Raw genomic sequence first — 23979 nt, forward strand, 5'->3', positions numbered from 1 at the left:
GGGGCGGGTTTCCGGATGAGCGGGTCCAGAGCAGGTTCCGGACACGGACATGCCGCAGCGCCCGGCGACATGTGGAGTGTCATCGGGCACCGCGGCATTTCGGTGTGCGGCGTTTCAGCGTGCCGAGCTGGATCGCGTCAGGACGCGAGGACCTCGTCGAGCAGGGCCTCGGCCTTGTCCTCGTTGGTGTTCTCCGCGAGGGCGAGCTCGCTCACCAGGATCTGGCGGGCCTTGGCGAGCATGCGCTTCTCACCGGCGGAGAGTCCACGCTCGCGCTCACGACGCCACAGGTCACGCACGACTTCCGCGACCTTGATGACATCGCCGGAGGCGAGCTTCTCCAGGTTTGCCTTGTAACGACGGGACCAGTTCGTGGGCTCTTCGGCGTACGGCGCACGCAGCACCTCGAAGACCCGGTCCAGCCCGTCCTGACCGACCACATCACGCACGCCGACGAACTCCGCATTGTCCGCTGGCACACGTACCGTCAGGTCACCCTGGGCGACCTTCAGCACCAAGTAGGTCTTGTCCACGCCTTTGATCTGGCGAGTTTCGATAGCCTCGATCAGCGCGGCCCCGTGATGGGGATAGACCACGGTGTCGCCAACCTTGAACGTCATGTGACAGGTACCCCTTCCGTGGCTATCCAGGGTAACACGGAAACCGGCGGTTCTGAATGGCGTTTTCGCAGGTCAGGGCATATCTCGGGGCTTGACAACAGCAACAGGAACGTGCTTCGCGGGCCGTCCGGAAGCAGGTATTCGCAGGTCGGAGCGGCTCTCCGGGCAGGGTGAAACGGGCACGTTACACACATCCGGACGCCCGCCCAAGTGGCTGAACGTCCCGATATGTCTGCTTCCAAGGGTACGACTTCCGCTACTCCGTTCGGTTGCCTGAGCCGGATCCGAGACGTTTCCGGAATTGATCACAGGCGTCCGACCGAGTGGTACGTGATCCATTTCCCCGGCGGTCCCGCATTCCTTCACGGAAATTTTGCGCGCGGTCTTGCGAACGAGTTATGTGAATGCCTGACGAGCGCCCCGCAAAGTGACCGACGAGTCACCTGTGGACCCCCGGGGTACCCCTGCCCGAGGGAAGCGAGGGGCTTGGGGAGGGTCGGGTGCGGCCGTGCGGGAACGGCTCGGTAACCTAAGGCCGCTGACAGACACTTAGGGCGGCTTTATAAGCGGAGCCGCCCGTGCGTTCAAGGAGTTGCCGCCGCCGTGAGCAGCAGCCTTCGACGCGGCGCCCTCGCCGCTTCCGCCCTCGCCTTCTCCGTCGCCTCGCTCGCCGCGTGCGGTGCCGGCAACAACTCCCAGACGCTGGAGATCAAGCCGGACAACGCGGCCACGAGCGTCGGGACCATCAAGGTCCAGAACGCGACCGTGATCACCCAGCCCGACCTCACGTCGACCGGCCCGGCCGTGGTCTCCGCGACCATCTTCAACACCGGCACCGAGCCGGAGACGCTCCAGTCGATCGTCGTCGCCGGCACCAACAAGACCGCCGAGCTGCACGCCACCAAGACGCAGCCGCTGACCATCCAGGCCGGCGGCCGGCTGATCCTCGGCGGCAAGGACAACGCGTCCGCCGTGCTGCCCAGCAGCCGTGAGGCGATCCAGGACGGCAACGCCCAGAAGATCACGTTCACCTTCAGCAAGACGGGCGACGTGAGCCTGCGCGCGTTCGTCGTGCCGGCCGAGAGCTACTTCACGGGCTGGGGCCCGAGCGCGGTGCCGTCGCCCTCGGCCTCCGCCTCCGTCAGCCCGGCCGCCGGCTCCACCGCGAGCGAGAGCGCCAAGGCCGGCAAGAAGGACAAGAACTCCGAGAGCGCCTCGGCCACCCCGAGCGACTCGGCCTCGGAGTCGGCGAACGCGGGCTGAGCGGCGGCCGTACGGCTCGCACCCACACGAGAAGGGCGGTACCCCCGAGGGGGCCGCCCTTCGTCGTACGGTCGCCGTAATGGCAGGTCAGCGGCTTACGGCTCGAACTTGTAGCCCAGACCACGCACCGTCACCAGGTACCGCGGCGCGCCCGGGTCCGGCTCGATCTTGGCGCGTAGGCGCTTGACGTGGACGTCGAGGGTCTTGGTGTCACCGACGTAGTCGGCGCCCCAGACGCGGTCGATGAGCTGCATGCGGGTGAGGACCCGGCCGGCGTTGCGCAGGAGCATCTCCAGGAGGTCGAACTCCTTGAGGGGGAGGTCGACCTTGGAGCCGGAGACCGTCACGACGTGGCGGTCGACGTCCATGCGGACCGGGCCGGCCTCCAGGGCGGCCGGGGTGACCTCCTCCGGCTCGCCGCGGCGGCGCAGGACGGCCCGGATACGGGCGACCAGCTCGCGGGAGGAGAAGGGCTTGGTGACGTAGTCGTCGGCTCCTATTTCGAGCCCGACAACCTTGTCGATCTCGCTGTCCTTGGCCGTCACCATGATGACGGGAACGTTGGAGCGGCCGCGCAGCTGGCGGCAGACCTCGGTGCCGGGCAGCCCCGGCAGCATCAGGTCGAGGAGGACGAGGTCGGCGCCGTTGCGCTCGAACTCGTCGAGTCCGTCGGGGCCCGTGGCCGCCACAGCGACCTCGAAGCCCTCCTTGCGGAGCATGTACGACAGGGCGTCGGAGAAGGACTCCTCGTCCTCGACGACAAGCACTCGGGTCACGGAAGGACCTCCGGGGCGGGAAGCGGTTCGTACGGGGATGACTCGGTGGTACCGGCCTCGTCGTCGAGGTCGGGGTCGGGGTGCTGCGACGCGCGGTCGCGGGCCACGCCCGCCTCCGGCAGCCTGAGGGTGAACGTGGAGCCCTGGTTCTCGGCGCTCCACACCGTGACCTCCCCGCCGTGCGAGGCGACCACGTGCTTGACGATGGCGAGGCCGAGACCGGTGCCACCGGTGGCCCGCGAGCGGGCCGGGTCGACGCGGTAGAAGCGCTCGAAGATGCGCTCCTTGTCCTTGTCGGTGATGCCGATGCCCTGGTCGGTCACGGCGAGCTCGATCATGTCGCCGCCGGGCGCGCTGACCCGACGGGCGGCTATCCCGACCCGGGTGCGGGCCGGTGAGTAGTTCACGGCGTTCTCGACCAGGTTGCCGAGAGCGGCGGCGAGCTGGCCGCGGTTGCCCCAGACATGCAGGTCGGCGGTGCCGCCGGCGGCCATGGTGATCTGCTTGGTGCCGGCCTGGTGGCGGCACCGGTCGATCGCCTCGGCGACCAGTTCGTCGACCCGGACGGGCTCGGCGTCCTCCAGCGGGTCGTCGTTCTGCACTCTCGACAGATCGATGAGCTCCTGGACCAGGTTGGTCAGGCGCGTGGCCTCGATCTGCATGCGACCGGCGAAGCGCTGCACGGCCTCCGGATCGTCCGAGGCGTCCATGACGGCCTCGGAGAGCAGGGAGAGCGCGCCGACCGGGGTCTTCAGCTCATGGCTCACGTTCGCCACGAAGTCCCGTCGTACCGCCTCGATACGCCGGGCCTCGGTGAGGTCCTCGACGAGCAGCAGCACGAGCCGGGAGCCGAGGGGAGCCACCCGGGCGGAGACGGCCAGGGCCTCGCCCCGTCCGGTCCCCCGCCTCGGCAGGTCCAGCTCGACCTGGCGTATCTCGCCGTCGCGCCGGGTGTCCCGGGCCATCCCGAGCATCGGCTCGATGGCGAGTTTGCCGCCGCGCACGAGTCCGAGGGCGTACGCCGCCGAGCTCGCCTTGACAACCGTGTCCCCCTCGTCGAGGACGACCGCGGAGGAGCGCAGCACGCTCAGTACGGTGTCCACGCCCGGGGGCAGCACGGGGTCGGTGTGCAGAGAAGTCCTGGTCGGTCGCTTCTGGTCGCGTTCGCTCCAGCGGAACGCCAGCATGGCGATGACACCGGTAAGCACCCCGGCGATCGCTGCCGCTGCGGCGACCGCCGCGTTCACGTCCATGCAAACAGGTTAAGCAGGGGGTACGACATCCCCACAGTCCGGAAGGTGTCAGCTCGAACACTCGTCGCCCAGAGTTCACCTTGGAGCCAGTATTGGTTCATTTGGGGTGGCAGAAACGGACGGACTGGGACCTGAACATGGGAGCGTGGGGTTCGCAGCTGGTTTCGGCCACGGGCCCCGGCCCCCGGAACCCCTGGAACACACGCACGAGAGGGAACCCTGATGCGGGACGCGTACCACGAGGAACTCGACTCGATCGGCGACAGCCTGGTCGACATGGCCCGTCTGGTCGGATCGGCGATCGGACGCGCCACGACGGCGATCCTCGACGGCGACCTGAAGCTGGCCGAGAGTGTCATCGAGGCCGACCAGAAGGTGGACGAGCTCCACCACGACCTGGAGGCGCGCGCGATAGCCCTGCTCGCCCGCCAGCAGCCGGTGGCGACGGACCTGCGGATAGTCGTCACCTCGCTCCGGATGTCCGCCGACCTGGAGCGCTCCGGCGACCTCGCCCAGCACGTGGCGAAGCAGGCCCGGCTGCGCTTCCCGGAGCGCGTGATCCCGCGCGACCTGGAAGCCACCATCCTGGAGATGGGCCAGCTCGCGCAGCGCCTGATGGCCAAGGCCGCCGAGGTCATCGTCACCAAGGACGTCGACCTGGCGCTCCAGCTGGAGCAGGACGACGACGAGATGGACCTGCTGCACCGCACGCTCTTCCAGCACCTGCTGGACGACCGCTGGCAGCACGGCATCGAGACGGCCGTCGACGTGACGCTGCTCGGCCGCTACTACGAGCGGTACGCCGACCACGCGGTCGCCGTCGCCAAGCGCGTCGTCTTCCTGGTCACCGGCGAGCACGCGGACGAGCTGCAGCCCGACATCCAGCCGGTGACGGGCGCCGAGGGGGCGTAACCGCCCTGGTCGGAGGGGCTCGCGGGGTGCGGGCCGGGCGTACGGGCGCCACTGTGCGCCGTTGATGCGCCCAGTGAAACGGGCATGAAATGGGCAAGGGAACGGGCAAAGGCACCACGCCCCGCCTCTAGGAACCTAGGGAATCCAAGGACCGGACCTCCAGGAGGATCCATGGCCGAATCCCCCAGCATCACGCCCGACCCCACGCAGCAGCAGGAGACCGACCAGCCCGCCGAGATCAAGAACCTCCTGGTCATCGGCGCGTGCGGGTGCGGCTCGGGCTGCGGCTGCGGCTGCCAGTCGGGCAGCCCCTGCCAGTGCGGCTGAGCGACTGAGCGACTGAGCGACTGAGCGGATGTTTCAGCTACGGCGAAGGGCCCCGGACTCCGGTCCGGGGCCCTTTCGCGTGCCGGGCCACGAGGGTGGGCGCAGCATGGAGGGGAGACGGACAAGGCGAAGGAGGTGTGACTGCCATGGCCCAGTACATGGACGTCCACAACGGGATGAAGGGCCTCACCGCCGAGCAGCTGAAAGCAGCCCACGACGCGGATCTCGCCATCGAGAAGGAGGAGGGCGTGCACTTCGAACGGGCCTGGGCCGACCCCGCCTCCGGCAAGGTCTACTGCCTCTCCGAGGCGCCGTCGGCCGAGGCGGTCAAGCGCGTCCACGAACGCGCGGGCCATCCGGCCGACGAGATCCATCAGGTGCCGCTGTCGATCTGGTGAAGCCGCGCGGGCCAGTCGAGCAGGAGCCGGTTGACGTCGTCCGGCCGCTCCTGCTGGATCCAGTGCCCGCAGCCGTCGAGGAGGTGGGAGGAGACCAGCCCGGGGAGGGTGACCGGGTACGCCTCGACGGCGTCCGCCAGCCAGGTCGTCGAGACGTCGAGGCTGCCGCCGGCGAACAGGGACGGCTGCGTGACCGGAGCACCGTCGTAGGCCGCCAGATCCTCCCAGTCGCGGTCCATGTTCCGGTACCGGTTGAGCGCGCCGGTCAGTCCGGTGCGAACCAGGCCGACGACGCCCGTCAGCCTCCCGGCAAACCCTGTTGCCGCCGCCCCCGCCGATCCGCTTCGATCATCGCCATGACCGATGGCGCCACACTCGACATCGCCGACGAACACATCCTCGGCAACCAGATCCTCCGCGGCATCATCGCCATCCGCGCCCACCTGGGCTGCTCGCTCCATGAGGGCCTCGACGCCTTCGTCGCGAGGTACACGGTGCTGCGCGAGGAACGTCCGGGTGACTTCGTATGCGGCCATGCCGCGTACTGGGAGGGCTTCCACTCGTAGCGCGGTTCAGTCGCCCGAGTGGCCCCAGAAGCAGATCTCCCGGGGGTTGCCGGCGTCGTCGTGCAGCACCGCGCACCGTCCGATCCAGCGTGACCGGGGGAAGACGTCGAAGTCCTTGACGTGTGCGCGGGTCAGCTTGTCGACGCCCAGCAGTTCCTGCGCCTCCGCGGCCGTCACGGGCTCCACGGTGTTGTAGTCCGGGGTGTCGTCCGGGCCCAGGACGTGGAAGATGTCCAGGATCGAGTGCGTACCGGCCTCCTGGACCAACTCGTCCTCCCACAGGGCCTCCAGGGACTGGGGCCGCGGTTCCCGTTCCTCCTCCGGGCGCCAGTCGGCGCCGTTGACCCAGTAGTAGTCACCGGCTTCGAAGACCTCACACCGCAGCTGCTGAAGCGCGGCGTCCAGGTCCTCCTGGTACGGCACGTAGTACTCCCACCCCGAAGCCCCCACCGGTCCTCGCCCCCTCTACCCGTCGTCCCGTCCCTGCTCTCGGACCGGGGAAGCTAGCACCTGCCTCTGACATCCAGGTCCTTCGCGCGGGGACGGCCCGTTGTCAGTGCCCGTGGCCAGGGTCGCGAGCGCGCGGTCGGCTTCCGGGGGTTCCAGCCGGGCTTGGTCGATGGCCAGGGAGAGACCTGCGTCGTCAGGCCCGTACCTCGGCCTCGGTGGCGACCGTCGGCTGCGGGGCCGGGGCCCGTCCGTCCGCACGCAGCCCCCGCATGAGCACGCCGTACCCGAGCGCCGCGCCCGTGCCCAGCACCGCGCAGAACCCCCACAGCCACTGCGCGCCGAACCGGTCGATGACGACGCCCGACATCAGCGGCGCGACGAGCGCGGCGGCGGACCAGGAGAGCGTGTACATCCCCTGGTAGCGCCCGCGCCCGTGGACGGGCGAGAGCCGTACCACCAGCCCGGTCTGGGTCGGCGCGTTGACGATCTCGGCGAGGGTCCACACGCACACGGTGAGCGCGAACACCCCGACCGACCCGGCGAGGGCGGTGAGTCCGAACCCGTACCCCGCGAGGAGGGAGGAGACGACGAGCAGGGACCGCGGATCCCGGTGCTCGATGACGCGGGTGACGGGGATCTGCAGGACGACGATCAGCACCCCGTTGACCGCGATGGCCATGCCGTAGTCGGCGGGCGAGAACCCGGCCTCCCCCATCGCCACCGGCAGCCCGACCGACCCCTGCTGGAAGATCAGGGCGACGAGGAAGGACAGCCCGACGACGGCCATGTACCGCCCGTCGCGCAGCACGCTCCCGAGGCTGACCTCGCTCTCCTTCGCGGCTTCCTTGGCGGTGCGCTCCGGCCGCGACTCGGGCAGCTTGACGAAGACGAGGACCGCGCAGACGGCGGTCATCCCGGCCTCGATGAGGAACCCGGCACGGTAGCTGACCTCGGCGATGAACCCGGCCCCCATGGAGGAGACGGCGAAACCGAGGTTGATGGCCCAGTAGTTGAGCGAGAACGCCCGCACCCGGTCCCGGGGCTTCACGATGTCGGCCATCATCGCCTGCACGGCCGGCCGGGAGGCGCTGGAGGCCATGCCGACGAGGAAGGCGACCGCGGCGATGGCGACGGGACCACGCACGAACCCGAGCAGCGCGACGGCCCCGGCGGTGGAGCCCTGGGCGATCAGCAGCGTCGGCCGCCGCCCCAGCCGGTCCGCCATCACCCCGCCGCCCAGGGAGGACACCACCCCGCCCAGCCCGTGCAGGGAGGCGACCAGCCCGGCGTACGAGGCGCTGTACCCGCGGTCCAGCGTCAGGTACAGGGCCATGTACGTGGCGACGAAGGCACCCAGCCGGTTGACGAGGGTGCTGGTCCACAGCCACCAGAACTCTCGGGGCAGACCGGAGACGGTCTCCCGGACAGCGCGCCGAAGGGCGACGGACGACATGGTTCCCCCAGGGCGAGACATGGCGAGACGGGACAAGAAGTAAGAGGCACACGGCCGATACGGAAGTTACTTCTACGGCGCTCGCCTGAGCCACTCAATTAACAAATGCAGTCAACTGTCCGCCCCCTGGGACGGCCCGCGGGCGCCCGCACCCTGCCCCGAATACGTGGATTACGCTCTGACCCATGGCCGACGCACCGTACAAGCTGATCCTCCTCCGCCACGGCGAGAGCGAATGGAACGCGAAGAACCTGTTCACCGGCTGGGTGGACGTCAACCTCAACGAGAAGGGCGAGAAGGAGGCAGTCCGCGGCGGTGAGCTCCTGAAGGACGCCGACCTCCTCCCCGACGTGGTCCACACGTCCCTCCAGAAGCGGGCGATCCGCACCGCCCAGCTGGCCCTGGAGGCCGCGGACCGCCACTGGATCCCGGTCCACCGCAGCTGGCGCCTGAACGAGCGCCACTACGGCGCGCTCCAGGGCAAGGACAAGGCGGCGACACTGGCCGAGTTCGGCGAGGAGCAGTTCATGCTCTGGCGCCGCTCGTACGACACCCCGCCCCCGCCGCTGCCGGACGACTCCGAGTTCTCCCAGGCCGCCGACCCCCGCTACGCGACCATCCCCCCGGAGCTGCGCCCCCGCACGGAGTGCCTCAAGGACGTCGTCGTCCGCATGCTCCCCTACTGGTACGACGGCATCGTCCCCGACCTCCTGACCGGCCGCACGGTCCTCGTCGCCGCCCACGGCAACAGCCTCCGCGCCCTCGTCAAGCACCTCGACGGCATCTCGGACGCCGACATCGCGGGCCTCAACATCCCCACCGGCATCCCCCTCTACTACGAGCTCGACGCCGACTTCAACCCGGTCACCCCGGGCGGCCGCTACCTCGACCCGGACGCGGCAGCCGCAGCCATCGAGGCGGTCAAGAACCAGGGCAAGAAGTAGTAGTTCGACGCCCGCAGGCCCCCTGCCCGTGCGTTCTCCGCCGGTGGGGGGGGCTTGTCACTGTCCTGGGGGCGGTGGCGGTGGGCTGACTTCGAGGCCCAACTCCCTCATGGCGGACGCCGAAGTATCGGACGCCATAGACGCTTCGTACCGCTCACTGCTCCGGGTCCGCGAAGCGCCGGCGTCCGGATGCGCGGTGGCTTCCGAGGAGTACCAGGCTGCCAGGCAGGCCCACGGAGACGCGACCCGAGCGGGCCGCACGGTCCTCCGCCAGGCCCTCACAGCCCTGGAGAGCTGACAACTGCCGCACCGCAACCCGGTCGTTCTCTCGTCTCCGCCCGGGCTCCCGCGGCGCGGAGGGCCGCGACGGCCGCCGCCGCGTCGTCCGGGTGCCGGGCGTCGAGGACCACGGCGGGGACCTGCGTGGCCAGGGCCTTGCTGCGCCAGAGGCTCAGGCCGGTGAGTCGACGTACGACCTGCGCGACGTCCAGCACGCGGACGCCGGGGTCGGTGATCACCACGTCATGGGGGACGTCGTCGCACACAAGCAGGAAGTACTCGTCTGCCACCGCACTCGCCGCCCTTCTCCGGTTCGCAGCGTACGAGACCTCGATGGTCGTGTCGCGGCGTTTCGGCGGCGGGGTCGAGCGCCGACGGTCGTCACGGCAGCAGCCCCTGCCCTCTGGAGAGGCGAGGGCAGGGGCTTTGCGTGCTGCTGGTGGCGCCGGGGTCAGTCCGTGCAGCCCGGGATGGGGTTCGGGACGCAGTTCGTCGGGATGTTGTGGGTGATGGTGGAGTCGATGAGCGTGGCGCCGTTGTTGGTGCGGAGGCCGCCGGGCGCTGCCGTGGAGGCGTTGTTGCGGACGTAGCTGTGGTCGAGCGTGACCGAGCCGGAGTCGTTGAAGATGCCGCCGGCCTGGGACAGGTTCGCGCCGGCGTTCGGGCCGTTCGCGCTGTTGCGGATGACCTTGCTGCCCTTGAGGGTGAGCCGGGTGGTTGCCGTACCAGAGTTGTAGATGCCGCCGCCGTCGCCCCCCGGGCCTCCGACGACGTTGCCGCTGACTTCCGACTTCTCCAGGGTCAGCGTCGACCCGCCCCCCAGGTTCACGAGCCCGCCGCCCGTGGCACCGGCGGCCGTGTTGTTCGCGATCTTGCTTTCGATGATCGTCGTCTGCGCGCCGCTCCTGTTGTAGACACCGCCGCCGCTGCCGCCCGCGGCGTTGCGGCTGATGACGCTCGCGTGGATGAAGGCGATGCTGCCGCTCTGCAGGAGTCCGCCGCCGAGGGCCTGGGCGTGGTTGCGGCCGAACTCGGAGCCCTCCACAGTCAACATCCCCTGGCTGGCCACCCCGCCGCCGTTGTTCGCGTTGTTGAACGCCAGCCAACTGCGTCGGATGGTCGCCGTGGCGCCCGTGGCCAGCGCCACACCGCCCCCGTTGGCCGTGGCGGTGTTGTCGATCACGTCGACTCCCACCAGCGCGAGCTTGGCGCCGCTGTCGACGAGGATGCCCCCGCCGTTGCCGACGACGTTGCCGCCGCGGACGGTGAGCTTCTCCAGGCGGAAGCTGCCGGTGCCGGTGGAGACGACATGGAAGATCCGGAACGCGGGGGTGGGGTTCCCGTCGCGGACGATCGTCGCGCCGTTGCCCCGGATCGTGAAGGGCTGGACGATGTCGGGCAGAGCTGCGGTGAGGTGGTAGGTGCAGTCACGGGCGAGGGACAGGGTGTCCCCCGACGAGGCGCTGCTGATGGCGTTCGTCAGCGCTGACGTGTAGCAGGGGACCGGTGTCGAGGCGTCGTCGCCGGCGGCCGCCGGTCCGCCCGTCACGCACGTCACGATCGCCGCCGCTACCGCGGCCGCACTGGAGAATCGGATGTATCGCATGACTCTGAGATGCGACATCTGCGAAGAAGTTGATCAGATTAAATGACCTGATCACCCGGTCGCGCCATCCGATTCCTTCGGTCGGCTCAGCCGGCGACGGAGGGATCGCGGGTGTCATGGGTGCATCCGCGCCCCCTTGAGCACCTTGTCCACCGCGTTCCGCGGCCCGTAGACCGCCAGCCCCACCAGGTCCAGCTCCGCCGTGGGCACGGCTCGCACCGCCGTGCGGTTGTCGTGGTCGTTGCCGGTCGAGAACAGGTCCGCGGTGAAGAGGGCCCGGGGCAGGGCGCGGCTCAGGGCCCGGCCGTGGGCTGCCTTCAGCGTCTCCTTGGTGCCCTCGAAGACCAGTACCGGCTGCCGGAACATCGGCAGGTACGCCACCCCGTCCGCGTCCTCGTACGGCTCCCCGACCACTTCGGGGAGCGTGGCGCCGAGGCCGCTGACCAGGAACGCGGTGACGTTCAGGCGCTGCCAGGGCTCCAGGTCCTCGCGCAGCAGGACGGCGATCTTCGTGTCGAAACGGAGGAGTTCAGTGCTCATGGGACGAGACTGCCGAGCGTCGTACGACGCCGTCTTGTACGTTCTTTGCATGGCCGCCCGGCAGCCCGTCACCCAGGAAGTCCAGGAAGTCACCGCCTGGCGTCCGCGTGTCCCGGGCGTCACCGAGGTCTTCCACGCGCACTTCACCGAGTACGCCTATCCGATGCACGTGCATGACGCCTGGACGCTGCTCATCGTGGACGACGGCGCCGTACGGTACGACCTCGACCGGCACGAGCACGGCACCCCGGACGACACCGTGACCCTGCTGCCCCCGCACGTCCCGCACAACGGCTCCCCGGCCACGGCGGACGGCTTCCGCAAGCGCGTGGTCTATCTGGACGGGACGCTGCTCGGGGACGAGCTCATCGGCGCCGCCGTCGACGGGCCCGACCTGCGGGACCCGTTGCTGCGGCACAGGGTCGGGCAGCTGCACTCCGCCCTCGCCCTCACCGGCGAGGAGCTGGAGGCCGAGAGCCGGCTCACCCTGATCGGCGAGCGGCTGCGGGGTCTGCTCCGCCCCCGGCTCGCGGCCGAGAGGCCGGCCGACCCGGCCCTCGCCCGTGCCCTGCGCGAGCTCCTGGACGAGAGGGTCGCCGACGGGCTCGTCCTCGCGGAGGCCGCCCGGCTGCTGCACGCGCACCCCGCCCATCTCGTGCGGGCGTTCAGCGGCGCGTACGGCATCGCCCCGCACCAGTACCTGATGTCCCGCCGGGTCGGCCGGGCCCGCCGGCTGCTGCTCGACGGCGTACCGCCCGGCGAGACGGCCACCGCCACCGGCTTCTACGACCAGGCGCATCTCACCCGGCACTTCAGGAAACTGGTGGGGGTGACCCCGGGGCGCTATCGAAGTGGCGCCCCGAGCGGCGCCCCGAGCGGCCGCGGCAGCCGATACCTCACTTGACGTCGACGTAGTCGCCGGCGGAGGTCGCGCCGCCCGTGGTGGAGGTGGCGCCGAAGGTCCAGCGGTAGTAGCCGTCGGCGGACGCCTTGACCGTGGTCCGCAGGGCACCGGCGGAGTCCGCCTTCACGGTCTTCAGCGTGGTGTACGTACCGCTGCCCTTCTTTCGGAACTGCAGCTTGGCCGACTTGCCGCCGAAGCCGACGTACTTGTGCTTCGCCCAGTCCGCGCGCGTGATCGCGCCCTTCACGGTGAGCGTCCCGCCCTTGGCCACCGGCTCGGGGGTGGCGTTGGCGGTGACCTTGGCGGCCCGCTGGACCTGGACGGTGCCGAGGCCGGTCAGGAACTCCTGGCTCTTCAGCCTGTCGCCCGACCAGATCTTCGCGGCAGCCGCGATCTTCCAGGTCGTCGCGTCGTTGTTGGAGTCCAGGGTGTAGCGCGGCTCGATGTACAGCCGGCCCCCGCAGTCGGCGGGCTGGGAGCCGTTGTCGCCGCAGCTCACGCTGCTGAGGTAGATCCCGCCGTCCGCGTCGCCCTTGGCGGCCGTGGTGTCGTGGTAGAGGAACGGGAGCACCTGTGCGTCGGCGAGCTTGACGCCGGACGGCCAGGTCATACGGAAGGTGAAGCCGGGCTTCACCGTCGCGCTGGTGCCGACCACGACGGGCTTGCCGTTGTTCACGACCATCTTGGTCACCGTGATCCCGGTGTCGGCCGCCGCCGCGGACGGCACCGCGAACGCCCCCAGGGCCAGCGCGCCCACCAGCACCACTGCCGAGCCGGATGATCTGCCTGCGCGCATGCACACCTCTTCGAGAACGAGGAGAGAAGGTGAACCCCGGGTGACTCCCGGGGCTATGGCAGGCTAACAAGAACGGAGTTGGCGCTGCGCCTCGTACAGGTTCCGCGGCCGTACCGCGTCCCAGGTGCCGTACAGCTCCAGGCGGGAGTGCAGTTCGCCGGTGAAGTCCGGTACGTCGATCTGGTCGAAGTCGGTGACCGTGTTGAGGCCGACGGTCGCGGAGTACGGTGCGAGGCCGTCCAGCCTCATCAGGCCCGCGCGGCCGTTGGTGACCCGGACGTTCCAGTGGGTGAACCGGGCCCCGAACAGCGGCCCGGCGTTCGCGTCGCCGCCGTGCCGGCCGTTGTTGTTCACCGTGATGTCGGTGCGGACGTTCGCGAAGGGCAGGCCGCGGTGCGAGTCGAAGGTGCCCATCCGCATGTCGCCGCGCGACCAGACGTTGTACGACGACAGTCCTTCCACGTTGATGCCGTGGAGCTGGGTGTCGGACGGGGCCGGGACCGTGCGTTCCTCGATCGTGAAGTCCTCGATCAGGTTGTCGTGCGAGCCCTCGCGGCAGAAGTACGGGTGGTGCTCGCCCCGTCCGCCGACCCGGGTGCGGCGCAGGGTGCAGGCGGAGGCGGCGACCAGGCCGAAGCCGTTGTCGACGTTGCGGACCGTGACGTCGTCCACCCAGCAGTCGTAGGCGCATTGGAGGACGACCCCGTTGTAGCCCTTGTCGAGGAGGTGCGGGGACTGCGGGGTCTCCATGACGTCCAGGGTGAGGCCCTCGACGCCGGATCCGGTGAGTTCGGGGACGTGGGTGGTGAGCAGGGGGTTCCACTCGGGGCGCAGGTCGACCGGGAGCGGCCGCTCCAGCGTCACCCTGCGACCGTGCACGGCCACGACGCGGACGGGCCATTCGTAGGGGACGTACGACAGCAGTTTGGTCTTGTCCTCCCAGTAGTACGACGCCGGGCCGGGGCCCCCGCCGGACATGTGCTGGAGGAGGGTGTGGGCGGGGTCGTCGGCGACGCGGAGCAGGACCAGGCGGCCGGGGCGCAGACGGGCGGGGTCGGTGACGGAGACCGTCCGGTCGCCCTGGCGGGCGGGCGCGACGGAGGTCAACTCCTCCCATTCGTCGCGCTTGTTGCCGGTCCAGCCCTCGAACGGCCAGGCCTGCGCCCTGATCGCGGCCGTCAGCGAGTCCCAACGGGCCTTGGGCGCCAGCCAGATGAGACCGCCCGCCCAGGACCACGCCGACTTGGTACCGCCGTAGCGGGAGCCGTACGGGCCGATCAGCTCGGTGAGGTTCTTCGTCGCGTACAGGGTCGTACGGCCGCTGCCGGCGCCGCGCAGCACCACGTTGTCGTAGCCGAGATGGATCAGGCCGTCGATCCGGAAGGTGCCGGGCGGGATGGTGACCGTGCCACCGCCGGCCCTGGCGGCAGCGGCGATGGCACGGTTGATCGCGGGGGCGCAGTCGGTGACGCCGTCGGCCACCGCGCCGTACGCGCGGACGTCGGCCACCACGGGGAGGCGGCGGATCCGGGCGGCCCCGGCCCGGCCGACGTACGGGATCTGCAGGTGGGTGAAGGGGGTGCGGGTGAACTCCCGCCAGAGGGTGGGGACTTCGCTGTTCGATCCGCCGGCCGATGCGCCGGCCAACGCGCTGTCCGATGCGCCGGCCGGGGTGCCGGCCACGACGGTCGCGGCCACCGCCGTGGCGCCGACGAGCAGGGTGCGTCTGGTCATGCCGTGGTGCGCGGTGCCCATTCCGTACGTCCTTCCATGCGGGTGACTATTCATGGATGTGAACGACGTTCAGATCTGCGTCAGGCGTGAGCATGCCACGGCGTTCGGGCGCCTAGAAAGAGTCGTGCAGGGGTCAATCAGGTCTGGACCTGAAGTCAGTTGGCCGGACGCTCGATCAGATGGGTGAACGCGTCCAGATTCCGCGTCGACTCGCCCCGGGCCACCCGCCACGCGTACTCCTTGCGGATCGCGGAGGCGAAGCCCAGCTCCAGGAGGGTGTTGAAGGCACCGTCCGCCGCCTCCAGGACCTGGCCGAGCAGGCGGTCGAGATCGTCGGGGGTGACGGAGGCGAGCGGGAGCCTGGCGGTGACGTAGACGTCGCCGAGGCGGTCGACGGCGTAACTCACCCCGTACAGCTTGAGGTTGCGCTCCAGAAGCCAGCGGTGGACGGCCGGTTCGTTCTCGTCGGGGTGCCGGATGACGAAGGCGTTGAGGGAGAGCGAGTGCCGGCCGACCAGGAGCGAGACGGTCGTCTTCAGCTTGCGGGTGCCGGGGAGCTGCACGACGAAGTTGCCGGGCTCGGGGCTCTCCCACTCCAGTTCGGCGTCCTTCAGGACACCCTCGATGACCTGCGCGGCCTGCCGTTCCTGTGGAGCTTCACCCATGGAGGGAGCGTACGCGACGGCGGTGGGACTGGGTCGCGGCCAGGTAGACGTCGGCGGTGGCGGCGGCGGCCGTGTCCCAGCCGAAGCACTGGGCGTGCCGGGCGGCGGCACTGCCGAAACGGTCCGCCAGGGTCGCGTCGTCGGCGAAACGGCGCAGCACGCGCGCGTAGTCGGCGGGATCGTGGCCGCCCACCAGGAAGCCGGTCTCGCCGTCCCGCACGGCCACGGGCAGCCCGCCGACGGAGGCGGCGAGGACGGGCGTCCCCGCCGCCTGCGCCTCTATCGCCACCAGGCCGAACGACTCGCTGTAGGAGGGCATGACGAGGACCGAGGCGGCGCGGAACCAGTCCGCGAGCTGTTCCTGGCCCACGGGGGGACGGAACCGTACGACGTCCGCGATGCCGAGCCGCGCGGCCAGCTTCTGCAGGCCCTCCGGCTTGGCGAGGCCGCTGCCGCTGGGGCCGCCGACGATCGGGACGACGATCCGGGAGCGGAGTTCGGGGCGCTCGTCGAGGAGGACGGCGACGGCCCGGAGCAGTACGTCAGGAGCCTTCAGGGGCTGGATACGGCCCGCGAAGAGCGGGATCAGGGCGTCCTGCGGGAGGTCGAGGCGGGCCCGGGCGGCCGCGCGGCCGTCGGCGGGGCGGAACCGGTCGAGGTTCACGCCGGGGTGGACGACGGCGACCTTCGCGGGGTCGGCGGCGTAGTGCCGTACCAGCTCGCCGGCCTCTTCGGCGGTGTTCGCGATGAGCCGGTCGGCCGCCGAGACGATCTGGGTCTCGCCGATGACCCGGGCGGCGGGCTCGGGGGTGTCGCCGTCGGCCAGGTTGGCGTTCTTGACCTTGGCCATGGTGTGCATGGCGTGCACGAGCGGGACGCCCCAGCGCTGGGCGGCGAGCCAGCCGACGTGGCCGGAGAGCCAGTAGTGCGAGTGGACGAGGTCGTAGTGGCCGGGGCGGTGGCCGGCCCACGCCTGCATCACGCCGTGCGTGAAGGCGCACAGCTGGGCCGGGAGTTCCTCCTTGGCGAGGCCCTCGTACGGTCCCGCGTCGATGTGCCGGACGAGGACGCCGGGGGCGAGCTCCACGGTGTGGGGCAGGCCGCCGGAGGTGGCCCGGGTGAAGATCTCGACCTCTATGTTGATCGCGGCGAGGCGCTGCGCGAGCTCCACGATGTAGACGTTCATGCCGCCGGCGTCGCCGGTGCCGGGCTGGTGGAGCGGTGAGGTGTGCACGGAGAGCATCGCGACGCGGCGGGGGCGGCGGGGCCGCAGGAGCCGGCCGGCAGCCGACGGGGAGCGGCGCCCGAGCCTGCTGGCGTACTGGCTCACGTGGCGGTCCTCCTTTGTGCGGGCATGCCGTCGGGAGGGCATCGAGTGTCCTCCAGGGTGGGAACAGCGGAGGGGCCGGTTCCCATTCCGGGGGTGGGTGATTTTGCCGGGACATTACCTTGTGTCGCTCAACCGTTCGAGGGTGGGATGCGTGGGGCGTCTTGGGGCCGACGGTCGAGTACGGGCCGGTGGGGGCTTGTCGCGCCCGCGCGGCGGTAGCCGCATATCGACACAGCCCCGCACCCCTAAAGGGGCGCCTCCACTTACCCTCGTATGCATGAGTGCCCGCGCTTCCCTCCCCCACTCTCGGCTCCGCTCGAGCGGGGGGACCCCCATCGTGGGAACGGTGACGCGCGGGACCACCAACCCCAACCGGCTGCGTCGCATGGACCGCTGGATCGCCGCCACGCACGGGGCCGAACTGCGCCGCGCGGACGATCCCGTCGCCGTCGACCTCGGGTACGGGGCCTCCCCCTGGACCGCCGTCGAACTCCTCGGGCGACTGCGTGCCGTCGCGCCGCGTGCGCGGGTCGTCGGGGTGGAGATCGAGCCCGCGCGGGTCGCGGCGGCGAAGCCGTACGAGCGGGAGGGGCTCGACTTCCGGCACGGCGGGTTCGAGATCCCGGTCGCCGCGCGGCCGTTGCTCATCCGGGCGGCCAACGTACTGCGGCAGTACGACGAGAACGAGGTCGCCGCCGTCTGGGAGCGGCTGTGCGCGCGGCTCGCGCCGGGCGGGCTGCTGGTGGAGGGGACCTGTGACGAGATCGGGCGGCGGCACGTGTGGGTCGCGCTCGGTGCGGAGGGGCCGCGGACGGTGACCTTCGCCACCCGGCTCGGGTCCCTGGAGCACCCCTCGGACCTGGCCGAACGGCTGCCGAAGGCGCTCATCCACCGCAATGTGCCGGGTGAGCCGGTGCACGCGTTCCTGCGGGACTTCGACCGCGCCTGGGCGGCGGCCGCACCCTACGCGTCGTACGGCGCCCGGCAGCGGTGGATCCGGGCGGTGCGGGACCTGACGGCCGACTGGCCGGTGACGGACTCGGTGACGCGCTGGCGGCAGGGGGAAGTGACGGTGACGTGGGGGGCGTTGGCGCCGGCGGCCTGACGGGACCCGGGGGACGGGCCGGGGAACGATCTCGGTGAGTCGTACGTCACAAAGGCGGGGAGATCGTCATGTCCGGGGGGAAACCGGGGAGGAACCCACCTGCCGTTACCTCTGTCACTTTGCGACGCGGCGTGGCACGATCCTCCACGCGCCATAAGTTACTGACGGTTAATCAGTTTTGGAGGGTCGGGTCATGGGACCGGACAAGCACACCGTCCGGCCGGGTGGACGCGGGATCCTGGCGACGGCGGTGACGGTGGTCTGCGCGGTGACCGTACTGGCGGCGCCCGGCACGGCGTTCGCGGCACCGAACCCCTCCCCTTCCCCGAGCGCATCGACCTCTCCCGGCGCGTCGGCCTCCCCCAGCCCCTCCGCTTCCCCGTCCGTGACTCTCCCGCCGGACAAGGACCTTGAGGCCGTGCGGGACAAACTGGACAAGCTCTACCATGACGCGGCTGTCGCCACCGACGCGTACAACGCGGCCGAGGAGGCCGCCGAGAAGCAATCGGCCGAGATCGTCGAGCTCGCCAAGAAGATCGTCCAGGGGCAGCGGAAGCTGGACGGGCTGAAGGCGCGCGCGGGCCGGGCCGCCGCCGCCCAGTACCGCAGCGGCGGACTGCCGGACACCGCCCAGCTGCTGCTGAGCGACAACCCCTCGCAGTTCCTGGACGGGGCCGGGCGGGTGCTCCAGGGCGAGCGGGCCACCAAGGGCCTGATCAGGGAACTGACCCAGACCCAGCAGGACTTGAAGCAGTACGCGGCGGACGCGGCCGACCAGTGGAACAAGCTGGAGGCGGGCCGCAAGGCGAAGGCCGCCGCGAAGAAGAAGATCAAGCAGCGCATCGCCGCCGCCGAGAAGCTCGAGTCGAACCTGGAGAAGAAGCAGAAGGAGCGGCTCGCCGAGCTGGAGCGGGAGGCCGCCTACCAGGCGCAGACCGCCTGGCTGGACACCGGGATACTCGACGAGATCCACACCAAGGCGTCCGCGGCGGGCAAGAAGGCGGTCGCGTTCGCCACCGCCCAGATCGGCAAGCCGTACGTGTGGGGCGCGGAGGGCCCGGACTCGTACGACTGCTCCGGACTGACCTCCCAGGCCTGGGCGAGCGCCGGGCAGCCGATCCCGCGCACCTCCGAGGAGCAGTGGAAGCAGCTCCGGCACGTCGACGTGAAGGACATGCGCCCCGGCGACCTGATCATCTACTACGACGACGCCAGCCATGTGGCGCTGTACATCGGGGACGGCGCGATCATCCAAGCCCCGCGCCCGGGGCGGACGGTGTCGATCGCCGGCGCCGGCTCGATGCCGATCCTCGGGGTGGTCCGGCCGGACGCCTGAACGTTCCCCTCGCGGGCGATCCGTTTGAGTGTGATGTCCCTTTCGTGAGCTGCGCCATGTGACCCAGTGCACGCCAACATCCTTTGAAACCCGGGCGGCACGTGACCTTCGTCATTCCCGCAGGACGGCCCTCTTGTCCAACTGCGCTACGGCACGCGGCATATGCCAGGGGCTTGAGACAGGGCGACGTGGCTCACACCATTCCGTTGCGGTGGCCAGTACCGCTATGGTCCCCGTCTGGTGGGTCGAGGTCCCTCGCCCCACCGTGCCCTCGGGGGGAGGGAAGGAACCCGACACGATGCCCGTACCCGTACCGCGGCAGAGAGCGATCCCGGCCGTGGAGAGTGGTCAGGCGCCGGCCGCCGCACCCGCACAGGGCGGCGGCCCCCTCAAGGAAGAGGCCCACCGCACGGAAGCCGCCGTCTCCCATGCCGGCGGCACCACTCTCACCCTGCTGCTGATCGAGGACGATCCGGCCGGTTCGCCGGTCCTGCCCGAGTTGCGGGACGCGTCCGGCACCTCGATCCGCGTCCGCACCGCCCGCAACCTCACCGAGGCCGAGCGGCTGCTGACCGACGACGTCCACTGCATCCTGCTGGACCTGGCGCTCCCCGCGCCGGGCGGCCGGAACGAGGAGGACGAGCTCGCCGTGCTCAAGCACGTGCTCCAGCTCGCCCCCCGGCACGCCGTGCTCGCGCTCACCACCTCCGGTGACGCCGAGCGCGGCACCGAGGCGGTGCGCGTCGGCGCGCAGGACTACCTCTTCCGGGACGAACTGGACGGACGGCTGCTGAGCCGCGCCATCCGGTACGCCGTCGAGCGCAAACGTTCCCTCACGGCCGAGCGCAAGCTCGCGGAGGGGCGCATGCGCGCCCAGGAGAACCGCCGCCTGGAACGTGGCCTGCTGCCCACACCCCTGCTGGACGGCTCCTCGCTGCGCTTCGCCGCGCGCTACCGCCCCGGCCGCTCCCGCGCGCTGCTCGGCGGCGACTTCTACGACACCGTGCGCACGCCGGACGGGACCGTGCACGCGATGATCGGCGACGTCTGCGGGCACGGCCCGGACGAGGCCGCGCTCGGCGTGGAGCTGCGGATCGCCTGGCGGGCGCTGACCCTGGCGGGGCTGTGCGGGGACGAGCTGCTCGGCACGCTGCAGGAGGTGCTGGAACACGAGCGTTCCGACGAGGAGATCTTCGCGACGCTCTGCACGGTGGACATAGCGCCGGACGGGCGCCGGGCCGGGCTGTGCCTGGCCGGCCATCCCGCACCGCTGGTCGCCCGGCCCGGGCGGCCGGCCGAGCTGCTGCCGTACGACAACAACGGGCCGGCGCTGGGGCTGCTGAAGGGCGCCCGCTGGCCGCGGATGCAGGTGGAGCTGGGCGCCGAGTGGAGCCTGATGCTCTACACCGACGGGCTGATCGAGGGCCGGGTGGGCTCGGGCGGCGAGCGGCTCGGTCAGGACGGGATGGTCGAGATGGTGCGGCGGCAGCTGGCCTCCGGCCTGACCGGGGAGGCGCTGCTGCGGGCGGCCGTGAACGAGGTGCGGCAGCTCAATGGGGGCGAGCTGACGGATGACGTGGCTGTGGTGCTGCTGGACCGGGGGGTCTGATCGGCAGCTCGCCGCGAAGGGCTGTGTAGTCGGCCGACTGCGGGTGTGCGGGGGCTGGTCGCGCAGTTCCCCGCGCCCCTTCGGGGCGCGCCGACCGGGCGCGCCGATGCGGGCGCGCCGATGCGGGCGCGTCCCGGAGATCCGGGTCAGCGGCCGCCGTTGTACGGGCCGTACGGGCCGTCGCTGCTGCTTCCGCGGCCGCGGCGGCCGAAGCCGCCGCCGGAGACCTGGCGGAGGGCGGGGCGGACGTCGACGAAGAAGACGATCGTGGCGACCAGGCCCGCGAGCTGGAGGAAGAGCATCGGGACCAGCAGGTTCACCGCGACCGTGATGCCGAGGATGATCAGCCAGAAGCCCTTGTTCTGCTTGCTGGCTGCCCGGTAGGCGTCGTCCCGGAAGAGCGCGGCCATCACCAGCGCCACCACGGCGAGGACCAGCATCGCGAGGTAGAGCAGCCCCAGGAAACTTGTGAAGCCCTGCATCAGCACAACGTCCACCACCCGATTCGGCTTGTTCCTACGCGGTCACCGTACCCGCTGGGGCCTTCCCGCTACACCGACAACGGGCCGGGCACCTCGGAAGTGCCCGGCCCGTGCGCGTTGCCACCCGTGCGGTTACTTGGCCGGCGGGGTGGTCTTCTTGGCCGGGGTGGCCTTGCGGGGGGCCGGGGCCTTCTTGGGGGCCGGGGCCTTCTTCACCGCGACCGGCTTGGCCTCGACGGCCTTCGGCTCCTCGGCCTTCTTCTCCTCGGGCTTGACCACGACCGGCTCGGGCTTGCCCTCGACGGCGATGGCCAGGTCCTCGATCTCGTCGGCGGCCTCGCCACGCCAGGTCTTCACGGCCTGCTCGCCGTGCTCGGCGACCTTCTCGTAGGTCTCACGGGCCTTGACGGCGTACTCGGCGGCCACGCCGACCTGGCGCAGCGCGAAGTCCTGGGCGGACTCGCCGAGCTTCTTGAGGTCGCCGTCGAGGGAGACGATGAAGTCGTTGACCTTGGACTGGAGGGTGGCCTGCGCCTCCTTGGCCTTGACGCCGGCCTCCTTGGCACGGGCGGCTGCCTTCTCCTGGACGGCCTTCGGGTCGGTCTTGCGGACCGCCTCGATACGGGCCGGGGCCTCGGAGCGCAGCTGCTCGACCAGGCCGGGGACCTTCTTGGCCTGCTGGAGGGCCAGGTCGGCGGTGCCGGCGGCGAAGTAGAGCGGAGTCGGGTCGCTGAGGGTCTTGCGCAGGTCGTCGGTGATGGCCATGGTGATGGTCCTCCCGGATTCACGTTCGGCTGAGGGTTTTGTGGTCCGCGGCAGGGCGGCCGGCACGCTTGGCCGGCTCATCCGGCCGTCCGCCGTGGACCGGTCTCGCTGTCGGTGTCGCTCTTGCCTTCGCTGTCGGCGTCATCGGCGTCGTCGCCCTTCACACCGGCGGCGTCCGCGTCGTTCACGGTCTCCTCGCCCGACCCGAAGCCGTTCTCTTTCCGGAACGACTCGTAGATCTGGAGCAGCACCTGCTTCTGCCGCTCGTCGAGCGTGGGGTCGGCGAGGATGACCGCACGGGTCTCCACCTCGTTCAGATCCCGCTCGGCGTCGAGGATGCCGGCACGGACGTACAGCGTCTCGGCGGAGATCCGCAGGGCCTTGGCGACCTGCTGGAGCACCTCCGCGCTCGGCTTGCGCAGCCCGCGCTCGATCTGGCTCAGGTACGGGTTGGACACCCCGGCGGCATCGGCGAGCTGCCTGAGCGACAGCTGCGCGTTGCGCCGCTGTTCGCGCAGATACTCACCGAGATTGCCGACGTTGAGCGATGCCATGTCCCCACAGTGCCCCACCCTCGCTAACAATTGCAAGCACGTGCTTGCAAAAGTGTGCCGTGTCATACCCGGACGGCCGACCGACACCCACCACGGCGCGAACTACCCGGCCTCGGCGTCGCGCGTGCGCTGGTAGTGGCGGCGCGCCTTCATCCTGTTGCCGCACACGGCCATCGAGCACCAGCGGGCACTGTTGCCCTTGCTGCGGTCGAGCAGGAACAGCCGGCACTCCGGGTTGGCACAGGGGCGCAGCCTGCCGGGCATCGCCTCCCGCAGCGCACCCCAGGCCAGGACCGCTTCCGCCGCCAGCCGCCGCTCCGCGGGGGCCTCCAGCTCCCAGGACACTCCCGCCCCCGAAAGCCGCGGGCTCAGCACGACGCCCTTCAGGAGCGGGGCCAGCGACTCGGCGGGCCGACTGCCGCGCACGACGTCCTGCAGCACGTCACGCGCCCGCAGCAGCTGCCGCAGCTCCTCGGCGCCACCGCTGCCGCCACGAGCCCGCTGCCACGCCACGGCCGCCACCGGATCCGCCAACTCGTCCGTGCCGACGCCGTCGACCACCGGCGTGCTGTTCAGCAGGTCCAGCAGCGTGTCGTGATGCCCTCGGTCGACCACCGTCATCGCCGTCCCTCCTAATCCCCATGAACAGTTTGACAGGTTAGAACCACCAGGTACGACCTGACCACCCACGGGACGGGTCCGGTCATCACCGCTCCGCGAGCACCGCATGGCAGGACGACCAGGCCGGACGGCTCAGCAGGGGGCGGAAGCGGGTGAGGAGGGTGAGGAGCTGAGCTCCCCACTGCTCGCGGAAGGACGGGGAGATCCGGGCGAGGTCGAGTTCGTTGGCGGCCGTCAGCTCGGCGAAGTCCCGGCGCTGCCCGGGCTCGGGGACGTGGGCAAGGCCGGTGAACCGGTCGTGGACGGCGGCGCCGGCGTCGGCGAACGCCGGGTAGGTCGCCTTCCGGTCGCACGAGGCGTAGAGGTACACGAGGGCCTCGGCCTCGGCGCCGATCACGGCCGTGAGTTCGGCGCGGCGGTCCGGTGCCGGGGACAGCAGCGCGGTGGGGAAGCCGTCGGTGCCGTAGAACGCGTGGCAGAGGCCCGCGAGCCGGAGGGCGGGGCGGGCGCCCCACGCGGCGAGCTGCTCCTCGACGCGCTGGAGGTGCGCGAGCAGCGTCCCTCCGGGATGCGCGATCCCGGCGGCACCAAGGTCCCGCAGGAGGACGACGGCCTGGGCGGAGGCGGCGGGGAAGTCGGGCATGGGCGGGTTCCTTCCGTCGGCCGACGTCGGCGCCCTGGTGGCCGCCCG

Annotated in this window: 27 protein-coding genes and 1 pseudogene; 10 read left to right on the forward strand and 18 right to left on the reverse strand. The window is 70.7% G+C overall.

Going from position 1 to position 23979, the window contains the following annotated elements; translation table 11 throughout:
* Window positions 1–137: 137 nt before the first annotated feature.
* The gene (locus ACFZDK_RS24915; protein ID WP_003953493.1) at window positions 138–620 is read right to left on the reverse strand and encodes a CarD family transcriptional regulator; all 483 of its coding nucleotides are present in this window, start codon (window positions 618–620) and stop codon (window positions 138–140) included.
* A 603-nt stretch (window positions 621–1223) separates the two neighbouring features.
* On the opposite strand from ACFZDK_RS24915, the gene ACFZDK_RS24920 reads away from it, so the two are divergent.
* On the forward strand, window positions 1224–1883 hold the full coding sequence (locus ACFZDK_RS24920) for a DUF461 domain-containing protein (RefSeq protein WP_390975715.1): 660 nt from the start codon (window positions 1224–1226) through the stop codon (window positions 1881–1883).
* Window positions 1884–1978: 95 nt separating this feature from the next.
* Here ACFZDK_RS24920 and ACFZDK_RS24925 read toward each other — a convergent pair whose 3' ends face one another.
* Together ACFZDK_RS24925 and ACFZDK_RS24930 are read right to left on the reverse strand one after the other, a co-directional pair.
* Entirely contained in the window at window positions 1979–2659 is a 681-nt protein-coding gene (locus ACFZDK_RS24925; protein ID WP_010358452.1) for a response regulator transcription factor, read from the reverse strand.
* Window positions 2656–3912, reverse strand: coding sequence for an ATP-binding protein (locus tag ACFZDK_RS24930; RefSeq protein ID WP_390975717.1), 1257 nt, complete (start codon window positions 3910–3912; stop codon window positions 2656–2658). The genes ACFZDK_RS24925 and ACFZDK_RS24930 overlap by 4 nt, the downstream gene beginning before the upstream one ends.
* A 222-nt stretch (window positions 3913–4134) precedes the next feature.
* Between ACFZDK_RS24930 and phoU the strand changes: the two genes are divergently transcribed.
* The 3 genes from phoU to ACFZDK_RS24945 all read left to right on the forward strand — a co-directional run bounded on the left by phoU (window position 4135) and on the right by ACFZDK_RS24945 (window position 5549).
* Window positions 4135–4824: a phosphate signaling complex protein PhoU gene (gene phoU / locus ACFZDK_RS24935; protein ID WP_390975719.1), complete on the forward strand. Its 690-nt coding sequence runs from the start codon at window positions 4135–4137 to the stop codon at window positions 4822–4824.
* 171 nt (window positions 4825–4995) lie between these two features.
* Window positions 4996–5151: a hypothetical protein gene (locus ACFZDK_RS24940; protein WP_390975721.1), complete on the forward strand. Its 156-nt coding sequence runs from the start codon at window positions 4996–4998 to the stop codon at window positions 5149–5151.
* 146 nt (window positions 5152–5297) lie between these two features.
* Entirely contained in the window at window positions 5298–5549 is a 252-nt protein-coding gene (locus ACFZDK_RS24945) for an SCO4226 family nickel-binding protein (protein WP_390975723.1), read from the forward strand.
* Here the strand turns inward: ACFZDK_RS24945 and ACFZDK_RS24950 are convergent.
* Window positions 5525–5827: pseudogene (locus ACFZDK_RS24950) on the reverse strand (alpha/beta fold hydrolase); the annotation flags it as partial. The gene ACFZDK_RS24945 and the pseudogene ACFZDK_RS24950 overlap by 25 nt on opposite strands.
* Window positions 5828–5905: 78 nt before the next feature.
* Here ACFZDK_RS24950 and ACFZDK_RS24955 point away from each other — a divergent pair.
* Window positions 5906–6115 carry a hypothetical protein gene (locus tag ACFZDK_RS24955; protein WP_390975725.1) on the forward strand — a complete coding sequence of 70 codons (210 nt, stop codon included), beginning with the start codon at window positions 5906–5908 and terminating at the stop codon, window positions 6113–6115.
* A 6-nt stretch (window positions 6116–6121) separates the two neighbouring features.
* Here ACFZDK_RS24955 and ACFZDK_RS24960 read toward each other — a convergent pair whose 3' ends face one another.
* On the reverse strand, window positions 6122–6538 hold the full coding sequence (locus ACFZDK_RS24960; protein WP_390975727.1) for a hypothetical protein: 417 nt from the start codon (window positions 6536–6538) through the stop codon (window positions 6122–6124).
* Window positions 6539–6758: 220 nt separating this feature from the next.
* Window positions 6759–8018 carry an MFS transporter gene (locus ACFZDK_RS24965; protein ID WP_390975729.1) on the reverse strand — a complete coding sequence of 420 codons (1260 nt, stop codon included), beginning with the start codon at window positions 8016–8018 and terminating at the stop codon, window positions 6759–6761.
* 185 nt (window positions 8019–8203) lie between these two features.
* Between ACFZDK_RS24965 and ACFZDK_RS24970 the strand changes: the two genes are divergently transcribed.
* Window positions 8204–8962, forward strand: coding sequence for a phosphoglyceromutase (locus tag ACFZDK_RS24970; protein ID WP_390975731.1), 759 nt, complete (start codon window positions 8204–8206; stop codon window positions 8960–8962).
* 278 nt (window positions 8963–9240) lie between these two features.
* Here the strand turns inward: ACFZDK_RS24970 and ACFZDK_RS24975 are convergent, their stop codons facing one another.
* From ACFZDK_RS24975 to ACFZDK_RS24985, 3 genes are all read right to left on the reverse strand, one after another.
* Window positions 9241–9531: a ribosomal protein L7/L12 gene (locus ACFZDK_RS24975; RefSeq protein WP_390975733.1), complete on the reverse strand. Its 291-nt coding sequence runs from the start codon at window positions 9529–9531 to the stop codon at window positions 9241–9243.
* 161 nt (window positions 9532–9692) lie between these two features.
* Entirely contained in the window at window positions 9693–10847 is a 1155-nt protein-coding gene (locus tag ACFZDK_RS24980; RefSeq protein WP_390975735.1) for a hypothetical protein, read from the reverse strand.
* A 114-nt stretch (window positions 10848–10961) separates the two neighbouring features.
* Window positions 10962–11387: a DUF2000 family protein gene (locus ACFZDK_RS24985; protein ID WP_390975737.1), complete on the reverse strand. Its 426-nt coding sequence runs from the start codon at window positions 11385–11387 to the stop codon at window positions 10962–10964.
* 49 nt (window positions 11388–11436) lie between these two features.
* Here ACFZDK_RS24985 and ACFZDK_RS24990 point away from each other — a divergent pair, with 49 nt between their 5' ends.
* A complete protein-coding gene (locus ACFZDK_RS24990; RefSeq protein WP_390975739.1) occupies window positions 11437–12291 on the forward strand; it encodes an AraC family ligand binding domain-containing protein in 855 nt (284 codons plus the stop codon).
* Here the strand turns inward: ACFZDK_RS24990 and ACFZDK_RS24995 are convergent.
* The 4 genes from ACFZDK_RS24995 to mshA form a co-directional block, all read right to left on the reverse strand.
* Complete coding sequence (locus ACFZDK_RS24995; RefSeq protein WP_390975740.1) at window positions 12284–13087, reverse strand: hypothetical protein; 804 nt, start codon at window positions 13085–13087, stop codon at window positions 12284–12286. The genes ACFZDK_RS24990 and ACFZDK_RS24995 overlap by 8 nt on opposite strands.
* A gap of 63 nt (window positions 13088–13150) precedes the next feature.
* On the reverse strand, window positions 13151–14842 hold the full coding sequence (locus ACFZDK_RS25000; RefSeq protein WP_390975742.1) for a glycosyl hydrolase family 28-related protein: 1692 nt from the start codon (window positions 14840–14842) through the stop codon (window positions 13151–13153).
* A 134-nt stretch (window positions 14843–14976) separates the two neighbouring features.
* Window positions 14977–15486: a YbjN domain-containing protein gene (locus ACFZDK_RS25005; protein WP_390975744.1), complete on the reverse strand. Its 510-nt coding sequence runs from the start codon at window positions 15484–15486 to the stop codon at window positions 14977–14979.
* The gene (mshA, locus tag ACFZDK_RS25010; protein WP_390975746.1) at window positions 15479–16816 is read right to left on the reverse strand and encodes a D-inositol-3-phosphate glycosyltransferase; all 1338 of its coding nucleotides are present in this window, start codon (window positions 16814–16816) and stop codon (window positions 15479–15481) included. The genes ACFZDK_RS25005 and mshA overlap by 8 nt, the downstream gene beginning before the upstream one ends.
* 277 nt (window positions 16817–17093) lie before the next feature.
* On the opposite strand from mshA, the gene ACFZDK_RS25015 reads away from it, so the two are divergent.
* The 3 genes from ACFZDK_RS25015 (at window position 17094) to ACFZDK_RS25025 (ending at window position 20866) form a co-directional block, all read left to right on the forward strand.
* Window positions 17094–17921 (forward strand): class I SAM-dependent methyltransferase, encoded by an 828-nt coding sequence (locus ACFZDK_RS25015; RefSeq protein WP_390975748.1) that lies wholly within the window; start codon window positions 17094–17096, stop codon window positions 17919–17921.
* 193 nt (window positions 17922–18114) lie between these two features.
* Complete coding sequence (locus ACFZDK_RS25020; RefSeq protein ID WP_390975750.1) at window positions 18115–19257, forward strand: NlpC/P60 family protein; 1143 nt, start codon at window positions 18115–18117, stop codon at window positions 19255–19257.
* Between the two features lie 298 nt (window positions 19258–19555).
* A complete protein-coding gene (locus ACFZDK_RS25025) occupies window positions 19556–20866 on the forward strand; it encodes a SpoIIE family protein phosphatase (protein ID WP_390975752.1) in 1311 nt (436 codons plus the stop codon).
* A gap of 146 nt (window positions 20867–21012) precedes the next feature.
* Here the strand turns inward: ACFZDK_RS25025 and ACFZDK_RS25030 are convergent, their stop codons facing one another.
* The 5 genes from ACFZDK_RS25030 to ACFZDK_RS25050 all read right to left on the reverse strand — a co-directional run bounded on the left by ACFZDK_RS25030 (window position 21013) and on the right by ACFZDK_RS25050 (window position 23931).
* Complete coding sequence (locus tag ACFZDK_RS25030; protein ID WP_385682912.1) at window positions 21013–21348, reverse strand: DUF2516 family protein; 336 nt, start codon at window positions 21346–21348, stop codon at window positions 21013–21015.
* A 132-nt stretch (window positions 21349–21480) separates the two neighbouring features.
* A complete protein-coding gene (locus ACFZDK_RS25035; RefSeq protein WP_390975754.1) occupies window positions 21481–22113 on the reverse strand; it encodes a hypothetical protein in 633 nt (210 codons plus the stop codon).
* A gap of 77 nt (window positions 22114–22190) precedes the next feature.
* Window positions 22191–22667: a helix-turn-helix domain-containing protein gene (locus ACFZDK_RS25040; protein WP_390975756.1), complete on the reverse strand. Its 477-nt coding sequence runs from the start codon at window positions 22665–22667 to the stop codon at window positions 22191–22193.
* A 102-nt stretch (window positions 22668–22769) separates the two neighbouring features.
* Window positions 22770–23288 (reverse strand): CGNR zinc finger domain-containing protein, encoded by a 519-nt coding sequence (locus ACFZDK_RS25045; protein ID WP_390975758.1) that lies wholly within the window; start codon window positions 23286–23288, stop codon window positions 22770–22772.
* A gap of 85 nt (window positions 23289–23373) precedes the next feature.
* A complete protein-coding gene (locus ACFZDK_RS25050; RefSeq protein WP_390975760.1) occupies window positions 23374–23931 on the reverse strand; it encodes a DUF6817 domain-containing protein in 558 nt (185 codons plus the stop codon).
* Window positions 23932–23979 lie beyond the last annotated feature (48 nt).

Origin of the sequence: Streptomyces sp. NPDC007901, assembly GCF_042959465.1 — a bacterium.
Classification (GTDB): Bacteria; Actinomycetota; Actinomycetes; order Streptomycetales; family Streptomycetaceae; genus Streptomyces.

Bases quoted from the DNA above. Each gene is read 5' to 3' on its own strand.
- ACFZDK_RS24915 (WP_003953493.1), bottom strand. From the start codon at position 620: ATGACGTTCAAGGTTGGCGACACCGTGGTCTATCCCCATCACGGGGCC.
- ACFZDK_RS24930 (WP_390975717.1), bottom strand. From the start codon at position 3,912: ATGGACGTGAACGCGGCGGTCGCCGCAGCGGCAGCGATCGCCGGGGTG.
- phoU (WP_390975719.1), top strand. From the start codon at position 4,135: ATGCGGGACGCGTACCACGAGGAACTCGACTCGATCGGCGACAGCCTG.
- ACFZDK_RS24940 (WP_390975721.1), top strand. From the start codon at position 4,996: ATGGCCGAATCCCCCAGCATCACGCCCGACCCCACGCAGCAGCAGGAG.
- ACFZDK_RS24945 (WP_390975723.1), top strand. From the start codon at position 5,298: ATGGCCCAGTACATGGACGTCCACAACGGGATGAAGGGCCTCACCGCC.
- ACFZDK_RS24955 (WP_390975725.1), top strand. From the start codon at position 5,906: ATGACCGATGGCGCCACACTCGACATCGCCGACGAACACATCCTCGGC.
- ACFZDK_RS24965 (WP_390975729.1), bottom strand. From the start codon at position 8,018: ATGTCGTCCGTCGCCCTTCGGCGCGCTGTCCGGGAGACCGTCTCCGGT.
- ACFZDK_RS24970 (WP_390975731.1), top strand. From the start codon at position 8,204: ATGGCCGACGCACCGTACAAGCTGATCCTCCTCCGCCACGGCGAGAGC.
- ACFZDK_RS24980 (WP_390975735.1), bottom strand. From the start codon at position 10,847: ATGCGATACATCCGATTCTCCAGTGCGGCCGCGGTAGCGGCGGCGATC.
- ACFZDK_RS24985 (WP_390975737.1), bottom strand. From the start codon at position 11,387: ATGAGCACTGAACTCCTCCGTTTCGACACGAAGATCGCCGTCCTGCTG.
- ACFZDK_RS24990 (WP_390975739.1), top strand. From the start codon at position 11,437: ATGGCCGCCCGGCAGCCCGTCACCCAGGAAGTCCAGGAAGTCACCGCC.
- ACFZDK_RS24995 (WP_390975740.1), bottom strand. From the start codon at position 13,087: ATGCGCGCAGGCAGATCATCCGGCTCGGCAGTGGTGCTGGTGGGCGCG.
- ACFZDK_RS25000 (WP_390975742.1), bottom strand. From the start codon at position 14,842: ATGGGCACCGCGCACCACGGCATGACCAGACGCACCCTGCTCGTCGGC.
- ACFZDK_RS25005 (WP_390975744.1), bottom strand. From the start codon at position 15,486: ATGGGTGAAGCTCCACAGGAACGGCAGGCCGCGCAGGTCATCGAGGGT.
- ACFZDK_RS25015 (WP_390975748.1), top strand. From the start codon at position 17,094: ATGAGTGCCCGCGCTTCCCTCCCCCACTCTCGGCTCCGCTCGAGCGGG.
- ACFZDK_RS25020 (WP_390975750.1), top strand. From the start codon at position 18,115: ATGGGACCGGACAAGCACACCGTCCGGCCGGGTGGACGCGGGATCCTG.
- ACFZDK_RS25025 (WP_390975752.1), top strand. From the start codon at position 19,556: ATGCCCGTACCCGTACCGCGGCAGAGAGCGATCCCGGCCGTGGAGAGT.
- ACFZDK_RS25030 (WP_385682912.1), bottom strand. From the start codon at position 21,348: ATGCAGGGCTTCACAAGTTTCCTGGGGCTGCTCTACCTCGCGATGCTG.
- ACFZDK_RS25035 (WP_390975754.1), bottom strand. From the start codon at position 22,113: ATGGCCATCACCGACGACCTGCGCAAGACCCTCAGCGACCCGACTCCG.
- ACFZDK_RS25040 (WP_390975756.1), bottom strand. From the start codon at position 22,667: ATGGCATCGCTCAACGTCGGCAATCTCGGTGAGTATCTGCGCGAACAG.
- ACFZDK_RS25045 (WP_390975758.1), bottom strand. From the start codon at position 23,288: ATGACGGTGGTCGACCGAGGGCATCACGACACGCTGCTGGACCTGCTG.
- ACFZDK_RS25050 (WP_390975760.1), bottom strand. From the start codon at position 23,931: ATGCCCGACTTCCCCGCCGCCTCCGCCCAGGCCGTCGTCCTCCTGCGG.